14 protein-coding genes are annotated in these 17,056 nt (G+C 71.5%); 9 read left to right on the top strand and 5 right to left on the bottom strand.

What is annotated here, in order from left to right:
• Positions 1-12: 12 nt before the first annotated feature.
• Positions 13-825, bottom strand: coding sequence for an MIP/aquaporin family protein (locus tag BN2279_RS11190; RefSeq protein WP_059008547.1), 813 nt, complete (start codon positions 823-825; stop codon positions 13-15).
• A gap of 149 nt (positions 826-974) precedes the next feature.
• Entirely contained in the window at positions 975-1,739 is a 765-nt protein-coding gene (locus BN2279_RS11185) for an IclR family transcriptional regulator (protein WP_059008546.1), read from the bottom strand.
• Positions 1,740-1,959: 220 nt separating this feature from the next.
• Here BN2279_RS11185 and metH point away from each other — a divergent pair, with 220 nt between their 5' ends.
• From metH to BN2279_RS11170, 3 genes are all read left to right on the top strand, one after another.
• Complete coding sequence (gene metH / locus BN2279_RS11180; RefSeq protein WP_059008545.1) at positions 1,960-5,472, top strand: methionine synthase; 3,513 nt, start codon at positions 1,960-1,962, stop codon at positions 5,470-5,472.
• A 126-nt stretch (positions 5,473-5,598) separates the two neighbouring features.
• Positions 5,599-6,342 carry an HAD family hydrolase gene (locus tag BN2279_RS11175; RefSeq protein ID WP_059008544.1) on the top strand — a complete coding sequence of 248 codons (744 nt, stop codon included), beginning with the start codon at positions 5,599-5,601 and terminating at the stop codon, positions 6,340-6,342.
• Positions 6,343-6,384: 42 nt separating this feature from the next.
• Positions 6,385-7,980, top strand: coding sequence for an ABC transporter substrate-binding protein (locus tag BN2279_RS11170; protein ID WP_059008543.1), 1,596 nt, complete (start codon positions 6,385-6,387; stop codon positions 7,978-7,980).
• Positions 7,981-7,998: 18 nt separating this feature from the next.
• Here the strand turns inward: BN2279_RS11170 and BN2279_RS11165 are convergent, their stop codons facing one another.
• Positions 7,999-8,667 (bottom strand): response regulator, encoded by a 669-nt coding sequence (locus BN2279_RS11165; RefSeq protein WP_059008542.1) that lies wholly within the window; start codon positions 8,665-8,667, stop codon positions 7,999-8,001.
• Between the two features lie 59 nt (positions 8,668-8,726).
• A complete protein-coding gene (locus BN2279_RS11160) occupies positions 8,727-9,662 on the bottom strand; it encodes a RecB family exonuclease (protein ID WP_059008541.1) in 936 nt (311 codons plus the stop codon).
• Positions 9,663-9,821: 159 nt separating this feature from the next.
• Here BN2279_RS11160 and BN2279_RS11155 point away from each other — a divergent pair, with 159 nt between their 5' ends.
• From BN2279_RS11155 to BN2279_RS11145, 3 genes are all read left to right on the top strand, one after another.
• Positions 9,822-10,976: a site-2 protease family protein gene (locus tag BN2279_RS11155; RefSeq protein WP_234347775.1), complete on the top strand. Its 1,155-nt coding sequence runs from the start codon at positions 9,822-9,824 to the stop codon at positions 10,974-10,976.
• 25 nt (positions 10,977-11,001) lie between these two features.
• Complete coding sequence (locus BN2279_RS11150) at positions 11,002-11,922, top strand: tRNA (adenine-N1)-methyltransferase (protein ID WP_059008539.1); 921 nt, start codon at positions 11,002-11,004, stop codon at positions 11,920-11,922.
• Between the two features lie 128 nt (positions 11,923-12,050).
• Positions 12,051-12,653 (top strand): hypothetical protein, encoded by a 603-nt coding sequence (locus BN2279_RS11145; RefSeq protein ID WP_059008538.1) that lies wholly within the window; start codon positions 12,051-12,053, stop codon positions 12,651-12,653.
• Positions 12,654-12,676: 23 nt separating this feature from the next.
• On the opposite strand, the gene BN2279_RS11140 is transcribed toward BN2279_RS11145, so the two are convergent.
• Complete coding sequence (locus BN2279_RS11140; protein WP_059008537.1) at positions 12,677-12,988, bottom strand: ferredoxin; 312 nt, start codon at positions 12,986-12,988, stop codon at positions 12,677-12,679.
• 226 nt (positions 12,989-13,214) lie between these two features.
• Here BN2279_RS11140 and arc point away from each other — a divergent pair, with 226 nt between their 5' ends.
• From arc to BN2279_RS11125, 3 genes are all read left to right on the top strand, one after another.
• The gene (arc, locus tag BN2279_RS11135) at positions 13,215-14,999 is read left to right on the top strand and encodes a proteasome ATPase (protein ID WP_407702226.1); all 1,785 of its coding nucleotides are present in this window, start codon (positions 13,215-13,217) and stop codon (positions 14,997-14,999) included.
• Between the two features lie 168 nt (positions 15,000-15,167).
• Positions 15,168-16,679, top strand: a complete 1,512-nt coding sequence (gene dop / locus BN2279_RS11130) for a depupylase/deamidase Dop (protein WP_059008535.1) — start codon at positions 15,168-15,170, stop codon at positions 16,677-16,679.
• Positions 16,680-16,801: 122 nt separating this feature from the next.
• Positions 16,802-17,020, top strand: coding sequence for a ubiquitin-like protein Pup (locus BN2279_RS11125; protein ID WP_049567989.1), 219 nt, complete (start codon positions 16,802-16,804; stop codon positions 17,018-17,020).
• Positions 17,021-17,056: the final 36 nt, after the last annotated feature.

The following is a 17,056-nucleotide window of genomic DNA, read 5'->3' as shown; positions in this document are numbered from 1 at the left end:
GCGGCTCGTGGGTCAGAAAAGCAAGGTGTGGACGCCGGCCGCGAGGGCGCCGCCGATGAGCGGGCCGACGACCGGGATCCAGGCGTAGCTCCAGTCGGAGCCGCCCTTGTTGGGCAGGGGCAGGAGCGCGTGCACGATGCGCGGCCCGAGGTCACGGGCCGGGTTGATGGCGTACCCGGTCGGACCGCCGAGGGACAGGCCGATGCCGACCACGACCAGGGCGACCATCAGGCCGCCGGTGCCGGAGACGGTGAGTCCTTCGTTCAGGCCGATGCCCAGGACCAGCAGGACCAGGACGGCGGTGCCGATGATCTCGGTCGCCAGGTTCTGCACGGTGTTCCGGATCTCCGGGGCGGTCGAGAAGATCCCGAGCACCGGTCCCGGCTCGCCACGCCGGGACGGCGGGCGCTCCTCGGCCGTGCGCGTCTCCTCGACGGCCGCCGGTCCCGGGGTCTCCGATCCGCCGACGATCTCGCGGTCGGTCAGATGGGCCTGGAAGTGTCCGTAGTAGGCCAGCCACACCAGCACGGCTCCCAGCATGGCGCCGGCCATCTGGCCGGCGACATAGGTCGGGACATCGCCCCACTCGCCACTGTCGATGGCGATGCCGAGGGTGACGGCGGGGTTGAGATGCGCGCCCGAGAGCTGCGTGGAGACGTACACACCGGAGAGCACGGCGATGCCCCACCCGAGGGTGATCGCCACCCAGCCGGCGCCGAACGCCTTGGATCTCTTGAGGACCACCCCGGCGACCACGCCGCCGCCGAGCAGGATCAGCACGGTGGTGCCGAGGACCTCGCCGAAGAAGATGTCAGAACTGGACAACCGGTGACTCCTTTGTCCTTCGCCCAGGGATCTGCCGGGCCGACTCTCGTCCGTTGTTCGGCATTGTCGACCGTTGACCGGCAGTTTTCTCCTCGGAACAGCCCCCGTCAAGGGGCAGGTCACAGATGACCCATGATGCCTGCTTTGTCCTAGAAGCGCCCGGCGCCCAGATCGCGCGAGACGGAGCGGGCGCAGTCGCGCACCGCCGCCACGAGGCGCGCGTGGAGCGTGCCGCCCTGCTGCATGCGCTCCACCGCCCCGGTGATGCCCACCGCGCCGACCGGCATCTTGCGGCGGTCCAGGATCGGCGCGGCGATCGACGCCACCCCGTCCCAGGTCTCGCCGAGGTCGCTCGCCCAGCCCCGGGATCTGACCTCTTCGAGCCCCTTCTCGAACTCGGCCGGGTCCGTCACGGTCCGCTCCGTGATCGCCGGGAACGCGTCCTCCATGACCTCGTTGTGCGCCACCGGGTCGTAGGCGGCCAGCACCTTGCCCAGCGCGGTGCTGTGCAGCGGCTGCATCGCGCCGACCTCCAGCACCTGCCGGCTGTCGTCCGGCCGGAAGACGTGGTGGACGATGAGCACGCCCCGCTGGTGCAGCACCCCCAGATAGGCGCTCTCCCCGCTCGACCTGGCCAGGTCGTCCGTCCAGACCAGGGCGCGGGCCCGCAGCTCGTGCACGTCGAGGTAGCTGTTGCCCAGCCGCAGCAGCTCGGCCCCGAGCTGGTACTTGCCCGAGTGGACGTCCTGCTCGACGAATCCCTCCTGCTGGAGGGTGCGCAGCAGGCCGTGGGTGGTCGCCTTGGCCAGTCCGATGGCCGAGGCGATGTCGGACAGCCCCAGCCGTCGCTCGCCCCCGGCCAGCAGCCGCAGCACCGCCGCGGCTCGCTCGAGTGACTGGATGGTGCGGGCCATGGGGCAGCCTCCTGGTCTCCGGCGTCATGCCTCTGCGGCGTTCGACAATGTCGAACGGTAGCGGGTTATGTCGATACCCCTTGTAGCGGGCACGAGTCTACGGCGGCCCACGCTCCGGAAGGACTCCTCGGCGCGGGCTCCCGGCAGTTAGTCTGACCTGGTGCGCTTTCCGCGGGAACGCGCATAGCCGACAGCCGTCGCACCTCCCGGGAGCACTTCCATGGTCTCTTCCAGTTCACCGTCCGTCCCCCAGTCCCAGCGGGCCGCCGCCCTCCGCGCGGCCTTCGCCTCCCGCGTCGTGGTCGCCGACGGCGGGATGGGCACCATGCTGCAGGCGCAGGACCCGACGCTGGAGGACTTCGAGCAGCTCGAAGGCTGCAACGAGGTGCTCAACGTCACCCGCCCCGACATCGTCGCCACCGTGCACCGCGCCTACTTCGACGCCGGCGTCGACTGCGTGGAGACCAACACCTTCGGTGCCAACCTCGCCGCCCTGGGGGAGTACGACATCCCCCACCGCGTGTTCGAGCTGTCCCGGGCGGGCGCCGCGATCGCCCGCGAGGCCGCCGACGGGTACACCGCCGCCGACGGACGCCAGCGCTGGGTCCTGGGCTCCATGGGGCCCGGCACGAAGCTGCCCTCCCTCGGCCACGTCACCTACGCGCCCCTGCGCGACGCCTACCAGCAGAACGCCGAGGGCCTGATCGCCGGCGGCGCCGACGCGCTGCTGGTGGAGACCAGCCAGGACCTGCTCCAGACCAAGGCCGCGGTGCTCGGCGCCCGGCGCGCCCTGACCGCCGCCGGCGCCGACCTGCCGCTGATCGTCCAGGTCACCGTCGAGACCACCGGCACCATGCTCCTGGGCTCCGAGATCGGCGCCGCACTCACCGCGCTGGAACCCCTCGGCATCGACATGATCGGGCTGAACTGCGCCACCGGCCCCGCCGAGATGAGCGAGCACCTGCGGTACCTGGCCCGGCACGCCCGCGTGCCGTTGTCCTGCATGCCCAACGCCGGACTGCCCGTCCTCGGCAAGGACGGCGCCCACTACCCGCTCTCCGCCGCCGAACTGGCCGACGCGCACGAATCGTTCATCGGCGAGTTCGGCCTCTCCCTGATCGGCGGCTGCTGCGGCACCACCCCCGAGCACCTGCGGCAGGTCGTGGAGCGGGTGCGGGACGTGAGCCCCGCCCCCCGCGACCCGCGGCCCGAGCCCGGCGCCTCGTCGCTCTACCAGACCGTGCCCTTCCGGCAGGACACCTCGTACCTGGCCATCGGCGAGCGCACCAACGCCAACGGGTCCAAGAAGTTCCGCGAGGCGATGCTCGAAGGCCGCTGGGACGACTGCGTGGAGCTGGCCCGCGAACAGATCCGCGAGGGCGCCCACATGCTCGACCTGTGCGTGGACTACGTGGGCCGGGACGGTGTCGCGGACATGGCCGAGCTGGCGGGCCGTCTCGCCACCGCCTCCACGCTGCCCATCGTGCTGGACTCCACCGAGCCCGCCGTGCTGGAGGCCGGTCTGGAGAAGCTCGGCGGCCGGGCCGTCATCAACTCGGTGAACTACGAGGACGGCGACGGCCCCGACTCCCGCTTCACCCGCGTGACCCGCCTCGCCACCGAGCACGGCGCCGCCCTGATGGCCCTCACCATCGACGAGCAGGGCCAGGCCCGCACCCCCGAGCACAAGGTCGCCATCGCCGAGCGGCTGATCGCCGACCTCACCGGCAACTGGGGCGTGCACGTCTCCGACATCATCATCGACTGCCTGACCTTCACCATCTGCACGGGTCAGGAGGAGTCCCGCAAGGACGGCCTCAGCACCATCGAGGCGATCCGCGAGCTGAAGCGCCGCCACCCCGACGTGCAGACCACGCTCGGCCTGTCCAACATCTCCTTCGGCCTCAACCCGGCCGCCCGTCTGGTCCTCAACTCCGTCTTCCTCGACGAGTGCGTCCAGGCCGGTCTGGACTCGGCCATCGTGCACGCCGCGAAGATCCTGCCCATCGCCCGTATCGACCCCGCGCACGTCGAGGTCGCCCGCGACCTGATCTACGACCGGCGCCGCGAGGGCTACGACCCGCTGCAACGGTTCCTGGAGCTGTTCGAGGGCGTGGACGCGAAGTCCATGCGGGCCGGCAAGGCCGAGGAGCTGCTGGCGCTGCCCCTCGAGGAGCGCCTCCAGCGGCGCATCATCGACGGCGAGCGCAACGGCCTGGAGGCCGACCTCGACGAGGCGCTGGCCGAGCGGCCCGCCCTGGAGATCGTCAACGAGACCCTGCTCGCCGGGATGAAGGTCGTCGGCGAGCTGTTCGGCTCGGGACAGATGCAGCTCCCGTTCGTCCTCCAGTCGGCCGAGGTCATGAAGGCGGCCGTCGCCCACCTCGAACCGCACATGGAGAAGACCGACGACGACGGCAAGGGCACCATCGTCCTGGCCACCGTGCGCGGCGACGTCCACGACATCGGCAAGAACCTGGTCGACATCATCCTGACCAACAACGGCTACAACGTGGTCAACCTCGGCATCAAGCAGCCGGTCTCCGCCATCCTCGACGCGGCGGCCGAGCACCGCGCCGACGTGATCGGCATGTCCGGGCTGCTGGTGAAGTCCACGGTGATCATGAAGGAGAACCTGGAGGAGCTGAACCGGCGCGGCATGGCGGCCGACTACCCCGTCATCCTCGGCGGCGCCGCCCTCACCCGCGCCTACGTCGAGCAGGACCTCCACGAGGTCTACCAGGGCGAGGTCCGCTACGCCCGCGACGCCTTCGAGGGCCTGCGGCTGATGGACGCCCTGATCGCGGTCAAGCGCGGCGTCCCCGGCGCCACGCTCCCGGAGCTGAAGCAGCGCCGCGTCACCTCCCGCACCCCGCGGCTCCCCGAGGGCGAGGAGACCGACGTCCCGGCCCGTTCCGCCACGGCCACCGACGTGCCGCTGCCGGCGGCGCCGTTCACCGGGACCCGCGTCGTCAAGGGCATCCCCCTGAAGGACTACGCGGACTGGCTCGACGAGGACGCCCTGTTCAAGGGGCAGTGGGGCCTGAAGGCCGCCAGGACCGGCGAGGGGCCCGACTACGCCGAGCTGGTCGAGACCGAGGGGCGCCCCCGGCTGCGCGGCTGGCTGGACCGGCTGCACACCGAGAACCTGCTCCAGGCCGCCGTCGTCTACGGGTACTTCCCCTGTCACGCCGAGGGCGACGACCTGGTCATCCTCGACGACGACGGCAAGGAACGGACCCGCTTCACCTTCCCCCGCCAGCGGCGCGGCCGGTACCTGTGCCTGGCCGACTTCTTCCGCCCGGCGGAGAGCGGCGAGACCGACGTGGTGGCCCTCCAGACGGTCACCGTCGGCCCCCGCGTCAGCGAGGCCACCGCCGAGCTGTTCGAGGCCAACGCCTACCGCGACTACATGGAGCTGCACGGCCTGTCCGTCCAGCTCGCCGAGGCGCTCGCCGAGTACTGGCACGCCCGCGTCAGGGACGAGCTGGGCATCGCCGGCCAGGACCCGGCCGAGCTGACCGGGATGTTCCGCACCGAGTACCAGGGCTGCCGCTACTCGCTGGGCTACCCCGCCTGCCCCGACCTGGAGGACCGCGCCAAGATCGCCGCGCTGCTGGAGCCCGAGCGCATCGGGGTGACGCTCTCCGAGGAGTTCCAGCTCCACCCCGAGCAGTCCACGGACGCGATCATCCTTCACCATCCCGAAGCCAACTATTTCAACGCGCGCTAGATCGGACCGCTGTCATGACGGAGGCGACTTTCCCCCAGCCGACGTAGACTGATCGGTCCGGTACAGGCCGGTCGCCTCCCGAACGGAGGCGGCCGGCCTGCTTGCTCCTTACGGAGGTGCGTGCGGATGACGAGTTCCCTGCCCGCCATCGACACCACGATGCCCCTCGGCCCCGACCCGCAGGCCGTGCTCCTCGACATGGACGGCACCCTGGTCGACACCGAGGGCTTCTGGTGGGACGCCGAGGTGGAGGTGTTCCGCGCCCTCGGCCACGAGCTGGCGGACGAGCACCGCGAGGTCGTGGTCGGCGGCCCGATGACCCGCAGCGCCGGATACCTGATCGAGGTGACCGGCGCCGACATCGGCCTGGACCAGGTGCGCGACCTGCTGAACGCCGCGTTCCTGCGGCGCCTGGAGAGCGGCGTGCCGCTGATGCCGGGCGCCCGGCGGCTGCTCACCGAGCTGGCCGCCCACGGGCTGCCCACGGCCCTGGTCTCCGCCTCCCACCGGACCGTCATCGACCGCATGCTCCTCTCGCTCGGCCCGGAGCACTTCACGCTCACCGTCGCCGGCGACGAGCTGACCCGTACCAAGCCGCACCCCGACCCGTATCTGATCGCCGCCGCCCGCCTGGGCGCCGACCCGGAGCGCTGCGTCGCCGTCGAGGACACCGCGACCGGTGTCGCCTCCGCCGAGGCGGCCGGCTGCCGGGTGATCGCGGTGCCCTCCGTGGCCCCGAACCCCGCCGCCGAGGGCCGGGTCGTCGCCCCGTCGCTGGCGGACGTCGCCCTGGCGTTCCTGCGCGCGGTGGCCGCCGGGCCCGCCGTCCGCGACCCATCTCGCCGCGGGCCGGCGGTGCGGCCCGTCTAGGGTTCGTCCCGGCCCATCCGCAGCGGACCACGAGGAAGCCACGTGAGGAAACGCGCCCCGGGGACCTCCCTCCCCCTCGCCGTGGGACTCGCCGTCGCGCTGCTGGCGAGCGGCTGCGGCCTGATCGGCGGGGACGGCGACCCCGGCGAGGGCGCGCCGATCGTCGTCGGAACGACCGACGACGTGCCCGCCACGGACCCGGCGTCGGGCTACGACCCCGGGTCCTGGCTGCTCTTCGGCAACGTCTTCCAGTCCCTGCTGAGCTTCCCGCCCGGCGGCACCGAACCGCGCCCCGAGGCCGCCGAGCAGTGCGGCTTCACCGACCGCGTCAGCCGCCGCTACACCTGCGCCCTCCGCGACGACCTGACGTTCAGCAACGGCAACGAACTCACCGCGCAGGACGTCAAGTTCTCCTTCGACCGGACGCTGCGCATCGCCGACCCCGACGGCCCGGCGGCGCTGCTGTCCACCATCGCGCGGATCGAGACCCCGGACGACCACACCGTCACCTTCCACCTCACCCGCCCCGACGCCACCTTCCCGCAGAAGATCGCCTCCGGCGCCGGGGCGATCGTCGACCACCGCGCCTACCCGGCGGACGCCCCGCGCACCGACGGCGAGGCCGTCGGCTCCGGTCCGTACACCCTGGAGGGCTTCGAGGACCACGAGGCCGTCTTCGGCGTCAACGGCGACTACCGCGGCCCCGCCGAGGTGCGGAACTCCGGAGTGACCCTGCGGTTCTTCCACGGCGACCAGGAGGCGCTCGGCGAGGCCGTCCGGGACGGCGCCGTGGACGTCGCCCACCGCGGGCTCGCCGCCGGGGACATCGCCGGGCTGGAGACCGCCGCCCTCAGCGGCGACAGCTCCCTCCAGGTCGTCGACGGCACCGGCCCCGAGGCGCGGTACCTCGTGTTCGACCTGGACGACCCGGTGGCGGGCGACATCGGCGTACGGCGGGCCGTGGCCCACCTGATCGACCGGACCGCGCTCGTCCGCGACGTCCACCGGCGCACCGCCGAGCCGCTGTACTCGGTCGTCCCGGCCGGGATCACCGGCCACACCGCGTCCTTCTTCGACCGCTACGGCGACCGGCCCGACCCCGGTGCCGCCGAGGAGGCCCTGCGCGCGTCCGGCATCACCGAACCGGTCGAACTGACCCTGTGGGTCAGCCCGGCCCGCTTCGGCGCCGACACCCTCGCCGCGTTCGAGCACATCGCCGCCCAGCTCGACGCGAGCGGCCTGTTCGACACGACGGTCCGCACGGTCGGCGCCGAGAATTTCGAACAGGGCCTGGCCGAGGGCGACTACGCCGTCCACGCCCGCGGCTGGGTGCCCGACTACCCCGACCCGGAGAACTTCACGGCGCCCTTCTTCGGCGAGGACAGCGTGCTGGCGAACCACTACGAGTCCCCGCGCATCACCGACGAACTGCTCCCCGGCACCGCCGCCGAGACCGACCGGAGCCGCACCGCCGCCGACTTCGCGGAGCTCCAGGACATCGTCGCCGAGGAACTCCCGCTCATCCCGATCTCGCAGAGCCGGCAGTACGCCGTCGCCGCCGCGGACATCGACGGCCTCCAGTGGACCCTGGACGCCGCCGGCGTCTTCCGCTTCGGGGAGATCGCCAAGAAGGGATAGAGCGGGGACGGAACGACCCTAGCTGCCCGGCCGGACCAGGCCGCTCTCGTAGGCGAACACGGCCGCCTGCACCCGGTCCCGCAGCTCCAGCTTGGTCAGCACATGCCCCACATGGGTCTTGACGGTCGTCTCGCTGACGAACAGGTCCGCCGCGATCTCCGCGTTCGACAGGCCGCGCGCCACCAGCTTCAGCACCTCGACCTCGCGGTCCGTCAGCGTGCTCAGCGCGTCCGGGACCTGCTCCTCGCCCGAGGGCAGCTTCCCCGCGTACATGTCCAGCAGCCGCCGCGTGACGCTGGGGGCCAGCATCGCCTCGCCCGCCGCCACCACCCGGATCGCCTGCACCAGCTCCGCCGCCGGGGCGTCCTTGAGCAGGAACCCGCTCGCGCCCGCCCGCAGCGCCTCCACCACATACTCGTCGAGGTCGAAGGTCGTCAGCACCAGCGCCTTCGCCGGGCCGTCCTTCTCCGGGCCGGTGATCTGCCGCGTCGCCTCCACCCCGTCCATCCGCGGCATCCGGATGTCCATCAGCACCACGTCCGGCTGGAGCGCCCGCACCTGCTCCAGCGCCTGCAGGCCGTCCCCGGCCTCACCGACCACCGCGATGTCCTGCTCGGCCTCCAGGATCATCCGGAACCCGGTGCGCAGCAGCGGCTGGTCGTCGACGAGCAGAACGCGGACGGGCATGGGGGCACCCCTCGATCGGTGGGACGGCGAAATCTCCGGCGGCCGTCGCCCATTCTGGCTCACGGCAGCGCCCCGGCGGACCCGGCCGCCGCCCCGGCGTCCGTGCCGGCCGCCTCGTCGAGCGGCAGCCGCGGCTGGATCATCAGCGGATAGGGCGGGGGAGTGCCGCCGAACTCCGGGCAGCGCGACCGGTGATCGCACCAGTCGCACAGCCGGCCCGGCCTCGGCCGCCAGTCACCGGTCTCCGTCGCCCGCCGGATGGCGTCCCACAGCGCCAGCAGCTTCCGCTCCACGCTCCGCAGATCGGCCTCGACCGGGTCGTACGTCAGGACGTCGCCGCTGCCCAGATAGACGAGCTGGAGCCGCCGCGGGATCGCGCCCCGCAGCCGCCACAGCACCAGGGCGTAGAACTTCATCTGGAACAGGGCCTCCGCCGCGTACTCCGCCCGGGGCGCCTTGCCCGTCTTGTAGTCGACGATGCGGATCTCCCCGGTCGGGGCGATGTCCACCCGGTCGATCACCCCGCGCAGCCGCAGCCCCGAGTCCAGCCGCGTCTCCACGAACAGCTCCCGCTCGGCGGGCTCCAGCCGGGCCGGGTCCTCCAGGGAGAACCACCGCTCGACCAACTCCTCCGCCTCGGTCAGCCACTTGGCCAGCCGGGCCGCGTCCGGCGCGCCCTCGTCCGCCCCGGCCCCCTCGTCCCCCTCGGTCTTCTCCTCGGTGAACAGCCGCGCCAGCTCCGGACGCTTCGCCAGCAGCCGCTCCCACTCGCCGGCCACCAGCGAACGGGCCCGCCGCGCGTCGCGCTCACCGGCCGGGGCGTCGAACACACGCTCAAGAACGGCGTGCACGACCGTCCCCCTCGTCGCCGCCGCGCTCGGCTCCTCGGGGAGCCTGTCGATCACCCGGAAGCGGTAGAGCAGCGGACATTGCATGAAGTCGGCGGCCCGGGAAGGGGAAAGCGAGTCGGGAGGCGTCGCGGAGGAACCGGTCATGCGCGAACCCTACGGCGCGTCACTGACAGGCAGCCGCATACCATCGACTCCGAGCCCGCACGCACGGCACGCGCGGGCGCGACGCGACGAGGGGAACCGGTGGGAGACTCCGAGAGCGACAGGCCGCGGCGCCCCGCGGGGGCCGGCGGCGGGTTCCTGATGGGCCGCCTCTTCGGCGTCCCCGTCTATGTCGCGCCGAGCTGGTTCCTGGTCGCGGCGCTCATCACCTGGTTCTTCGGCAACCAGCTCGACCGCGTGCTGCCCGGCCTCGGCGGCGGCCGGTATCTCGTCTCGCTCTTCTTCGCCGTCGCCTTCTACGCCTCCGTGCTCGTCCATGAACTCGCCCACACCCTCGCCGCGCTCCGCTTCGACCTGCCGGTGCGCCGCATCCAGCTCCAGTTCTTCGGCGGCGTGTCGGAGATCGAGAAGGAGTCCCAGACCCCCGGCCGGGAGTTCGTGCTCGCCGGCGCCGGCCCCCTGCTCTCGCTCGTCCTCTCCGGCGTCTTCTACGCCGGGCTGCTGGCCGTCGAGTCCGACACCGTCCCCGGGGTGCTGCTGGCCGGCCTGATGGTCTCCAACCTCATCGTCGCCGTCTTCAACCTCCTGCCCGGCCTTCCCCTGGACGGCGGCCGGATGCTGCGCGCCGTGGTGTGGCGGCTGTCCGGCAACCCCATGACCGGCACGGTCGCCGCCGCCTGGACCGGCCGGGCGCTGGCCATCGTCGTCCTGATCGGCTTCCCGCTCGCCACCCACCTGGGCTCGGTCGGGGAGCGCCAGTCGTTCGCCGGCCTGGAATCCCTCACGGACGCGCTGCTGGCCGCGATCCTCGCCGCCATCATCTGGACCGGGGCGGGCAACAGCCTGCGCATGGCCCGCCTCCGGGAGCGCCTGCCCCGGCTCAACGCCCGGTCCCTGACCCGCAGGGCCGTCCCCGTCACCGGCGAGACCCCGCTGTCGGAGGCGCTGCGCCGCGCCAACGACGCCGGGGCACGCGCCCTGGTCGTCGTCGACGCCGACGGCAGCCCGGTCTCGGTCGTGCGCGAGTCCGGCATCGCCGGCATCCCCCAGCACCGCCGCCCCTGGGTCGCGGTCGGCACCCTCGCCCAGGACCTCACCGACGGCATGCGCGTCCCCGCCGACCTCGGCGGCGAAGGGCTCCTGGAGCACCTGCGGACCACCCCCGCCAGTGAGTACTTGGTGGTCGAGGAGGGCGGCGAGATCTACGGCGTGCTGTCCACCAGCGACGTGGAACGCGCCTTCATCGACGCGATGGCCCGTCACAGCCCCCCGGCGGGACCGCGGTCAACCGGGTGACCCGGCCTGGACTAGGCTGTCGTCCATGTCCGAACCGACCGGTGCAGCCCGCCGTCGCGGGCCCTTCCAGGTCGGGGACCAGGTCCAGCTCACCGATCCCAAGGGTCGCCACTACACGTTCACGCTCGAAGCGGGGAAGAGCTTCCACACCCACAAGGGAGCCTTCCCGCACGACGAGCTGATCGGCGCGCCCGAGGGCACCGTCGTCCGCACCACCGGAAACGTCGCCTACCTCGCGCTGCGCCCCCTGCTCCCCGACTACGTCCTGTCCATGCCACGCGGCGCCGCCGTGGTCTACCCCAAGGACGCGGGGCAGATCCTGGCCATGGCCGACATCTTCCCCGGCGCCCGCGTGGTGGAGGCCGGAGTCGGCTCCGGCTCCCTCAGCACCTTCCTGCTGCGCGCCATCGGCGACCAGGGCATGCTCCACTCCTACGAACGCCGCGCTGACTTCGCCGACATCGCCCGGGAGAACGTCACCCGGTACTTCGGCGGCCCGCACCCGGCCTGGTCGCTGACCGTCGGGGACCTCCAGGACCAGCTCTCGGACACCGACGTCGACCGCGTCATCCTCGACATGCTGGCGCCCTGGGAGTGCCTGGACGCCGTCTCCAAGGCCCTCGTACCCGGCGGCATCGTCTGCGCCTACGTCGCCACCACCACGCAGCTCGCCCGCACGGTGGAGTCGATCCGCGAGCACGGCACGTTCAACGAGCCGAGGGCCTGGGAGACCATGGTCCGCACCTGGCACGTGGAGGGCCTCGCCGTCCGCCCCGACCACCGGATGATCGGCCACACGGGCTTCCTCCTCACCGCCCGCCGCCTGGCCGACGGGGTCACCCCGCCGCTGCGCCGCAGGCGCCCGGCGCCCGGCGCCTACGGCGCGGACTACACCGGGCCCGGCTCGGGCTCAGGCGCCGGGAGCGGCGACGCGGCTGAGGACTGAGGGCCGGTCCGAAGGGACCCCCGCCGTTCCGGGGCGTTGTGAGATATGGCACGATGCCGACACCTGCTGTCGCGCAGGTCCCGCACCGTGTCATTTCTCACACCCCACCCTTCCCTGGAGACACTCGCGTGCAGCTCCCGGCAGGTCACGACCTTCCGCACACCCGCACCCGTACCGTCCACTGGCTCGTCACCGCGGCCTTCCTCGCCACCGTGACCGCGGTCGCCGCCCTCTGCCAGCCGTCCGACGCGACCGCGGAACCGGGCACGGTGGCCGCGCCCGCCGCCGACCCGCGCGGGGAGCCCCGTCCGGCACCCGATCCCGGGACCGTCGACTTCCCGCTGGACTGCGGATCGCTGGGCGTCGTCGTCACCGACCGGGCCACCCTGGACCTCGGCGGGGACGGATGGCCCGAGACCGTCGCGGCGGTCCGCTGCGACGCCGGCTCGGGCACGCCGCCGCACGGCCTGTATCTGCTCACGGGGTCCGGCGAGGACGGTGGCGGCGCCGAGGACGCGGCGGTCCTCGCGGAAACCCTGGTGGACCCGGCCGAGGGGATGACCGTCGACGGGCTGGAGACGGCTGGCGACGGCACGATCAGCGCGCGGCTCGTCGGCTACTCCTCGCCCGACGTGCCCCGGTGCTGCCCCGATCTGCGCCGCGACGTGAGCTGGGTCTGGCAGGACGGCCGCCTGGAACTGCGCCCCGCCCCGACCCCCAACAGCGTCTGACCCCACCGGCCGGGCCGGACGGGCTAATCGGCGTCCGGCCCGTAGACCTCGACCCGGTCGGAGACTCGCCGGACGTGGATGCACTCCCCGGGGCACTCCTTGACCGAGGCGGTCACGTCGGCCAGCAGCGGCAGCGGGACCGGGGCGGTCGCACCCGGCGCCGTCAGCAGGTCGGCCTCGGTGCCGGGCGCGGCCGGCGGCTTCACATAGGCGAGCCCGTCGATGTCCAGCTCGAACACTTCCGGGGCATACTGGGCACAGATCCCGTCCCCCGTGCAGAGATCCTGATCGATCCAGACCTCAAGCTCCTCGGCGGCTTCGCCCTGCGCGGTCATACGGCCTACCGTTCCTCGTGGGTGTGAACCAAAGAGAGCCATCCCTGGCGGGTGTTGACCGGTTACGACCATACAGCGGTCAGCTTTCCGACGGGAAAGCGTGGGTATTCCCCTGGCGTGAGGGAGTGCGCAAGGGTGAAGATCGGACACACCCCCGACCGTCTTTGTGATCTAGGGGTTTCGAACTGCACCGGTCCAGGTAGGGTCTGGAAGCGTCCAGCTCCCCTTGGAGGAGGTGAGGACCGTGGTATCCCAGAATGACGACAGCAACCGCGGCATCCGGCCCGGTCGGGGTTCCGACGACCCGGCCCGGCAGATTGCCGACCTTGAGCAGGAGATCACCGTCCTGCGGCGAAAGCTGGCCGACTCTCCGCGCCACACTCGGATTCTCGAGGAGCGGATCGTCGAGCTGCAGACCAATCTGGCGGGCGTCTCGGCGCAGAACGAGCGACTGGCCAGCACGCTGCGCGAGGCGCGTGACCAGATCGTCGCCCTGAAGGAGGAAGTCGACCGGCTCGCCCAGCCGCCTTCAGGCTTCGGTGTTTTCCTGTGTGCCAACGAGGACGGCACGGCCGACATCTTCACCGGTGGCCGCAAGCTCCGGGTGAACGTCAGTCCCGGCATCGAGACGGACGAGCTCCGGCGCGGCCAGGAAGTCATGCTCAACGAGGCGCTCAACGTGGTCGCCGCGATGGAGTTCGAGAGCGCCGGGGACATCGTCACCCTCAAGGAAGTCCTGGAGGACGGCGAGCGCGCCCTGGTGGTCGGCCACACCGACGAGGAGCGGGTGGTCAAGCTCGCCGATCCGCTCATGGACGTCACGCTGCGGGCCGGTGACGCGCTCCTGCTGGAGCCCCGCTCCGGGTATGTCTACGAGGTCGTGCCCAAGAGCGAGGTCGAGGAGCTCGTCCTCGAAGAGGTCCCCGACATCGACTACACGCAGATCGGCGGCCTCGGCGGCCAGATCGAGCTGATCCGGGACGCCGTCGAGCTCCCGTATCTGCACCCCGACCTGTTCCGCGAGCACGAGCTGCGCCCGCCCAAGGGCGTCCTCCTCTACGGCCCGCCCGGCTGCGGCAAGACGCTGATCGCCAAGGCCGTCGCCAATTCGCTGGCCAAGAAGGTCGCGGAGGTCACCGGCAAGCCCGCGGGGAAGAGCTTCTTCCTCAACATCAAGGGCCCCGAGCTGCTGAACAAGTACGTCGGCGAGACCGAGCGGCACATCCGTCTGGTCTTCCAGCGGGCCCGTGAGAAGGCCAGCGAGGGCACACCCGTCATCGTCTTCTTCGACGAGATGGACTCCCTCTTCCGCACCCGCGGCTCGGGCGTCAGCTCGGACGTGGAGAACACCATCGTCCCGCAGCTCCTCTCCGAGATCGACGGCGTGGAGGGCCTGGAGAACGTCATCGTCATCGGTGCCTCGAACCGCGAGGACATGATCGACCCGGCGATCCTGCGCCCGGGCCGGCTCGACGTGAAGATCAAGATCGAGCGCCCGGACGCGGAGGCCGCGCGCGACATCTTCTCCAAGTACCTCACCCCGACGCTCCCCCTCCACGCGGAAGACCTGTCGGAGCACAACGGCAACCGTGACGCGACGGTCGGGGGCATGATCCAGACCGTCGTGGAGCAGATGTACGCCGAGACGGAGGAGAACCGCTTCCTGGAGGTCACCTACGCCAACGGTGACAAGGAGATCCTGTACTTCAAGGACTTCAACTCCGGCGCCATGATCCAGAACATCGTGGACCGGGCCAAGAAGATGGCCATCAAGGATTTCCTGGACCACGACCAGAAGGGTCTGCGCGTCTCCCACCTGCTCGCCGCGTGCGTCGACGAGTTCAAGGAGAACGAGGACCTGCCCAACACGACCAACCCGGACGACTGGGCCCGCATCTCCGGCAAGAAGGGCGAGCGGATCGTCTTCATCCGCACGCTCGTCACCGGCAAGCAGGGCGGCGACACCGGACGGTCCATCGACACGGTGGCGAACACCGGACAGTACCTGTAGCGCACACAGCGTCCGGCTGCGGGGCCCGCGAGGCGGCCCCGCAGCCGGGCGTTTTCCCTGACAGTCCCAAAGGAAACCCGCAGTGACCTCCGCAGCGCAGCCCGTGTCCCCTAGGCTCGTAACCGGCGGCGGCACGGTGGAGGGTCGCCGCCGGCCAAGGAGGGCTTCATGACTGTACGGCGAGTGATGGGCATCGAGACCGAGTACGGCGTCTCCGTTCCGGGCCACCCGAACGCCAACGCCATGCTCACCTCCTCCCAGGTCGTGAACGCGTACGCGGCGGCCATGCACCGTGCCAGGCGCGCCCGGTGGGACTTCGAGGAGGAGAACCCGCGCCGCGACGCCCGCGGCTTCGACCTGGCCCGGGACAACGCCGACGCCAGCCAGCTCACGGACGAGGACATCGGCCTGGCGAACGTCATCCTGACCAACGGCGCCCGGCTCTACGTCGACCACGCGCACCCCGAGTACAGCGCCCCCGAGACGACCAGTCCGATGGACGCCCTGCTGTGGGACAAGGCCGGCGAGCGGATCATGGCCGAGGCCGCCCGGCGGGCCGCCGAGGTCCCGGGCGCGCAGCCGATCCACCTCTACAAGAACAACACCGACAACAAGGGCGCCTCCTACGGCACGCACGAGAACTACCTGATGAAGCGGGAGACCCCCTTCTCGGAGATCGTGCGCCACCTGACGCCGTTCTTCGTCTCCCGCCAGGTCGTCTGCGGCGCGGGCCGGGTCGGGATCGGCCAGGACGGCGGCGAGCACGGCTTCCAGCTCAGCCAGCGCGCGGACTACTTCGAGGTCGAGGTCGGCCTGGAGACGACCCTCAAGCGGCCCATCATCAACACGCGGGACGAGCCGCACGCCGACGCCGAGCGCTACCGCCGGCTCCATGTGATCATCGGCGACGCCAACCTCGCCGAGATCTCCACCTACCTCAAGCTGGGCACCACCGCGCTGGTCCTGTCGATGATCGAGGACGGCTTCATCGCCGTGGACCTGGCCGTCGACCAGCCGGTGCGCACCCTGCACCGGGTCAGCCACGACCCGGGCCTCAAGGAGCTGGTCACGCTCCGCAGCGGCCGGACACTGACCGCCGTCCAGCTCCAGATGGAGTACTACGAGCTGGCCCACAAGTACGTCGAGGAGCGCTGGGGCGCGGACGCCGACCCGCAGACCGTGGACGTGCTCACCCGCTGGGAGGACGTGCTCACCCGCCTGGAGCGGGATCCGATGAGCCTGTCCCGGGAGCTGGACTGGGTGGCCAAGCGCGAGCTGATGGAGGGCTACCGCCGCCGGGACGGCCTGGACTGGGACGCCGCGCGCCTCCACCTGGTGGATCTCCAGTACGCCGACGTCCGCCCCGACAAGGGCCTGTACAACCGTCTCGCGGCCCGGGGCCGGATGGTCCGGCTGCTGTCCGAGGAGGACGTCCTGCACGCGCGGAGCGAGCCGCCGGAGGACACCAGGGCCTACTTCCGCGGGCGCTGCCTGGAGCAGTACGCGGACGACGTGGCCGCCGCGTCCTGGGACTCGGTGATCTTCGACCTGCCGGGCCGCGACTCGCTCCAGCGGGTGCCCACGATGGACCCGCTGCGCGGGACGCGGGAGCACGTCAAGGACCTGCTGGACCGCTGCGCCACCGCGGAGGAGCTGGTCCGGGCGCTGTCCGGCGGCTGATTTCCCCCCGATCCGGGAATCATGGAGGTGGTCCCCGGACGTTGTAACCACGAAAGGCCGATGTCAGCCCCGGCTAGTAGGGTCTGATCTTGTCACGTCGAACTGAGCATGGGGTGAGGGAGATGGCGACCAAGGACACCGGCGGCGGCCAGCAGAGGGCGTCGCGCACGAGCGAAGAGACCGAGGAGCAGACCCAGGACGCCGAGGTCTCGGAGGACCTCAAGGAGCGGCAGGAAGCCCTGACCGACGATGTGGACTCCGTCCTGGACGAGATCGACGAGGTTCTCGAGTCGAACGCGGAGGACTTCGTCCGCAGCTTCGTCCAGAAGGGCGGCCAGTAGTCCCGGCCGTCGGGCCGCTCCGCGACCCGTGTGGAT

The organism is Streptomyces specialis (assembly GCF_001493375.1).
In the GTDB taxonomy this organism is placed as follows: Bacteria; Actinomycetota; Actinomycetes; order Streptomycetales; family Streptomycetaceae; genus Streptomyces; species Streptomyces specialis.
Note: the sequence above shows the minus strand (reverse complement) of the source record. Positions and strands in the feature narration are given on the sequence as shown.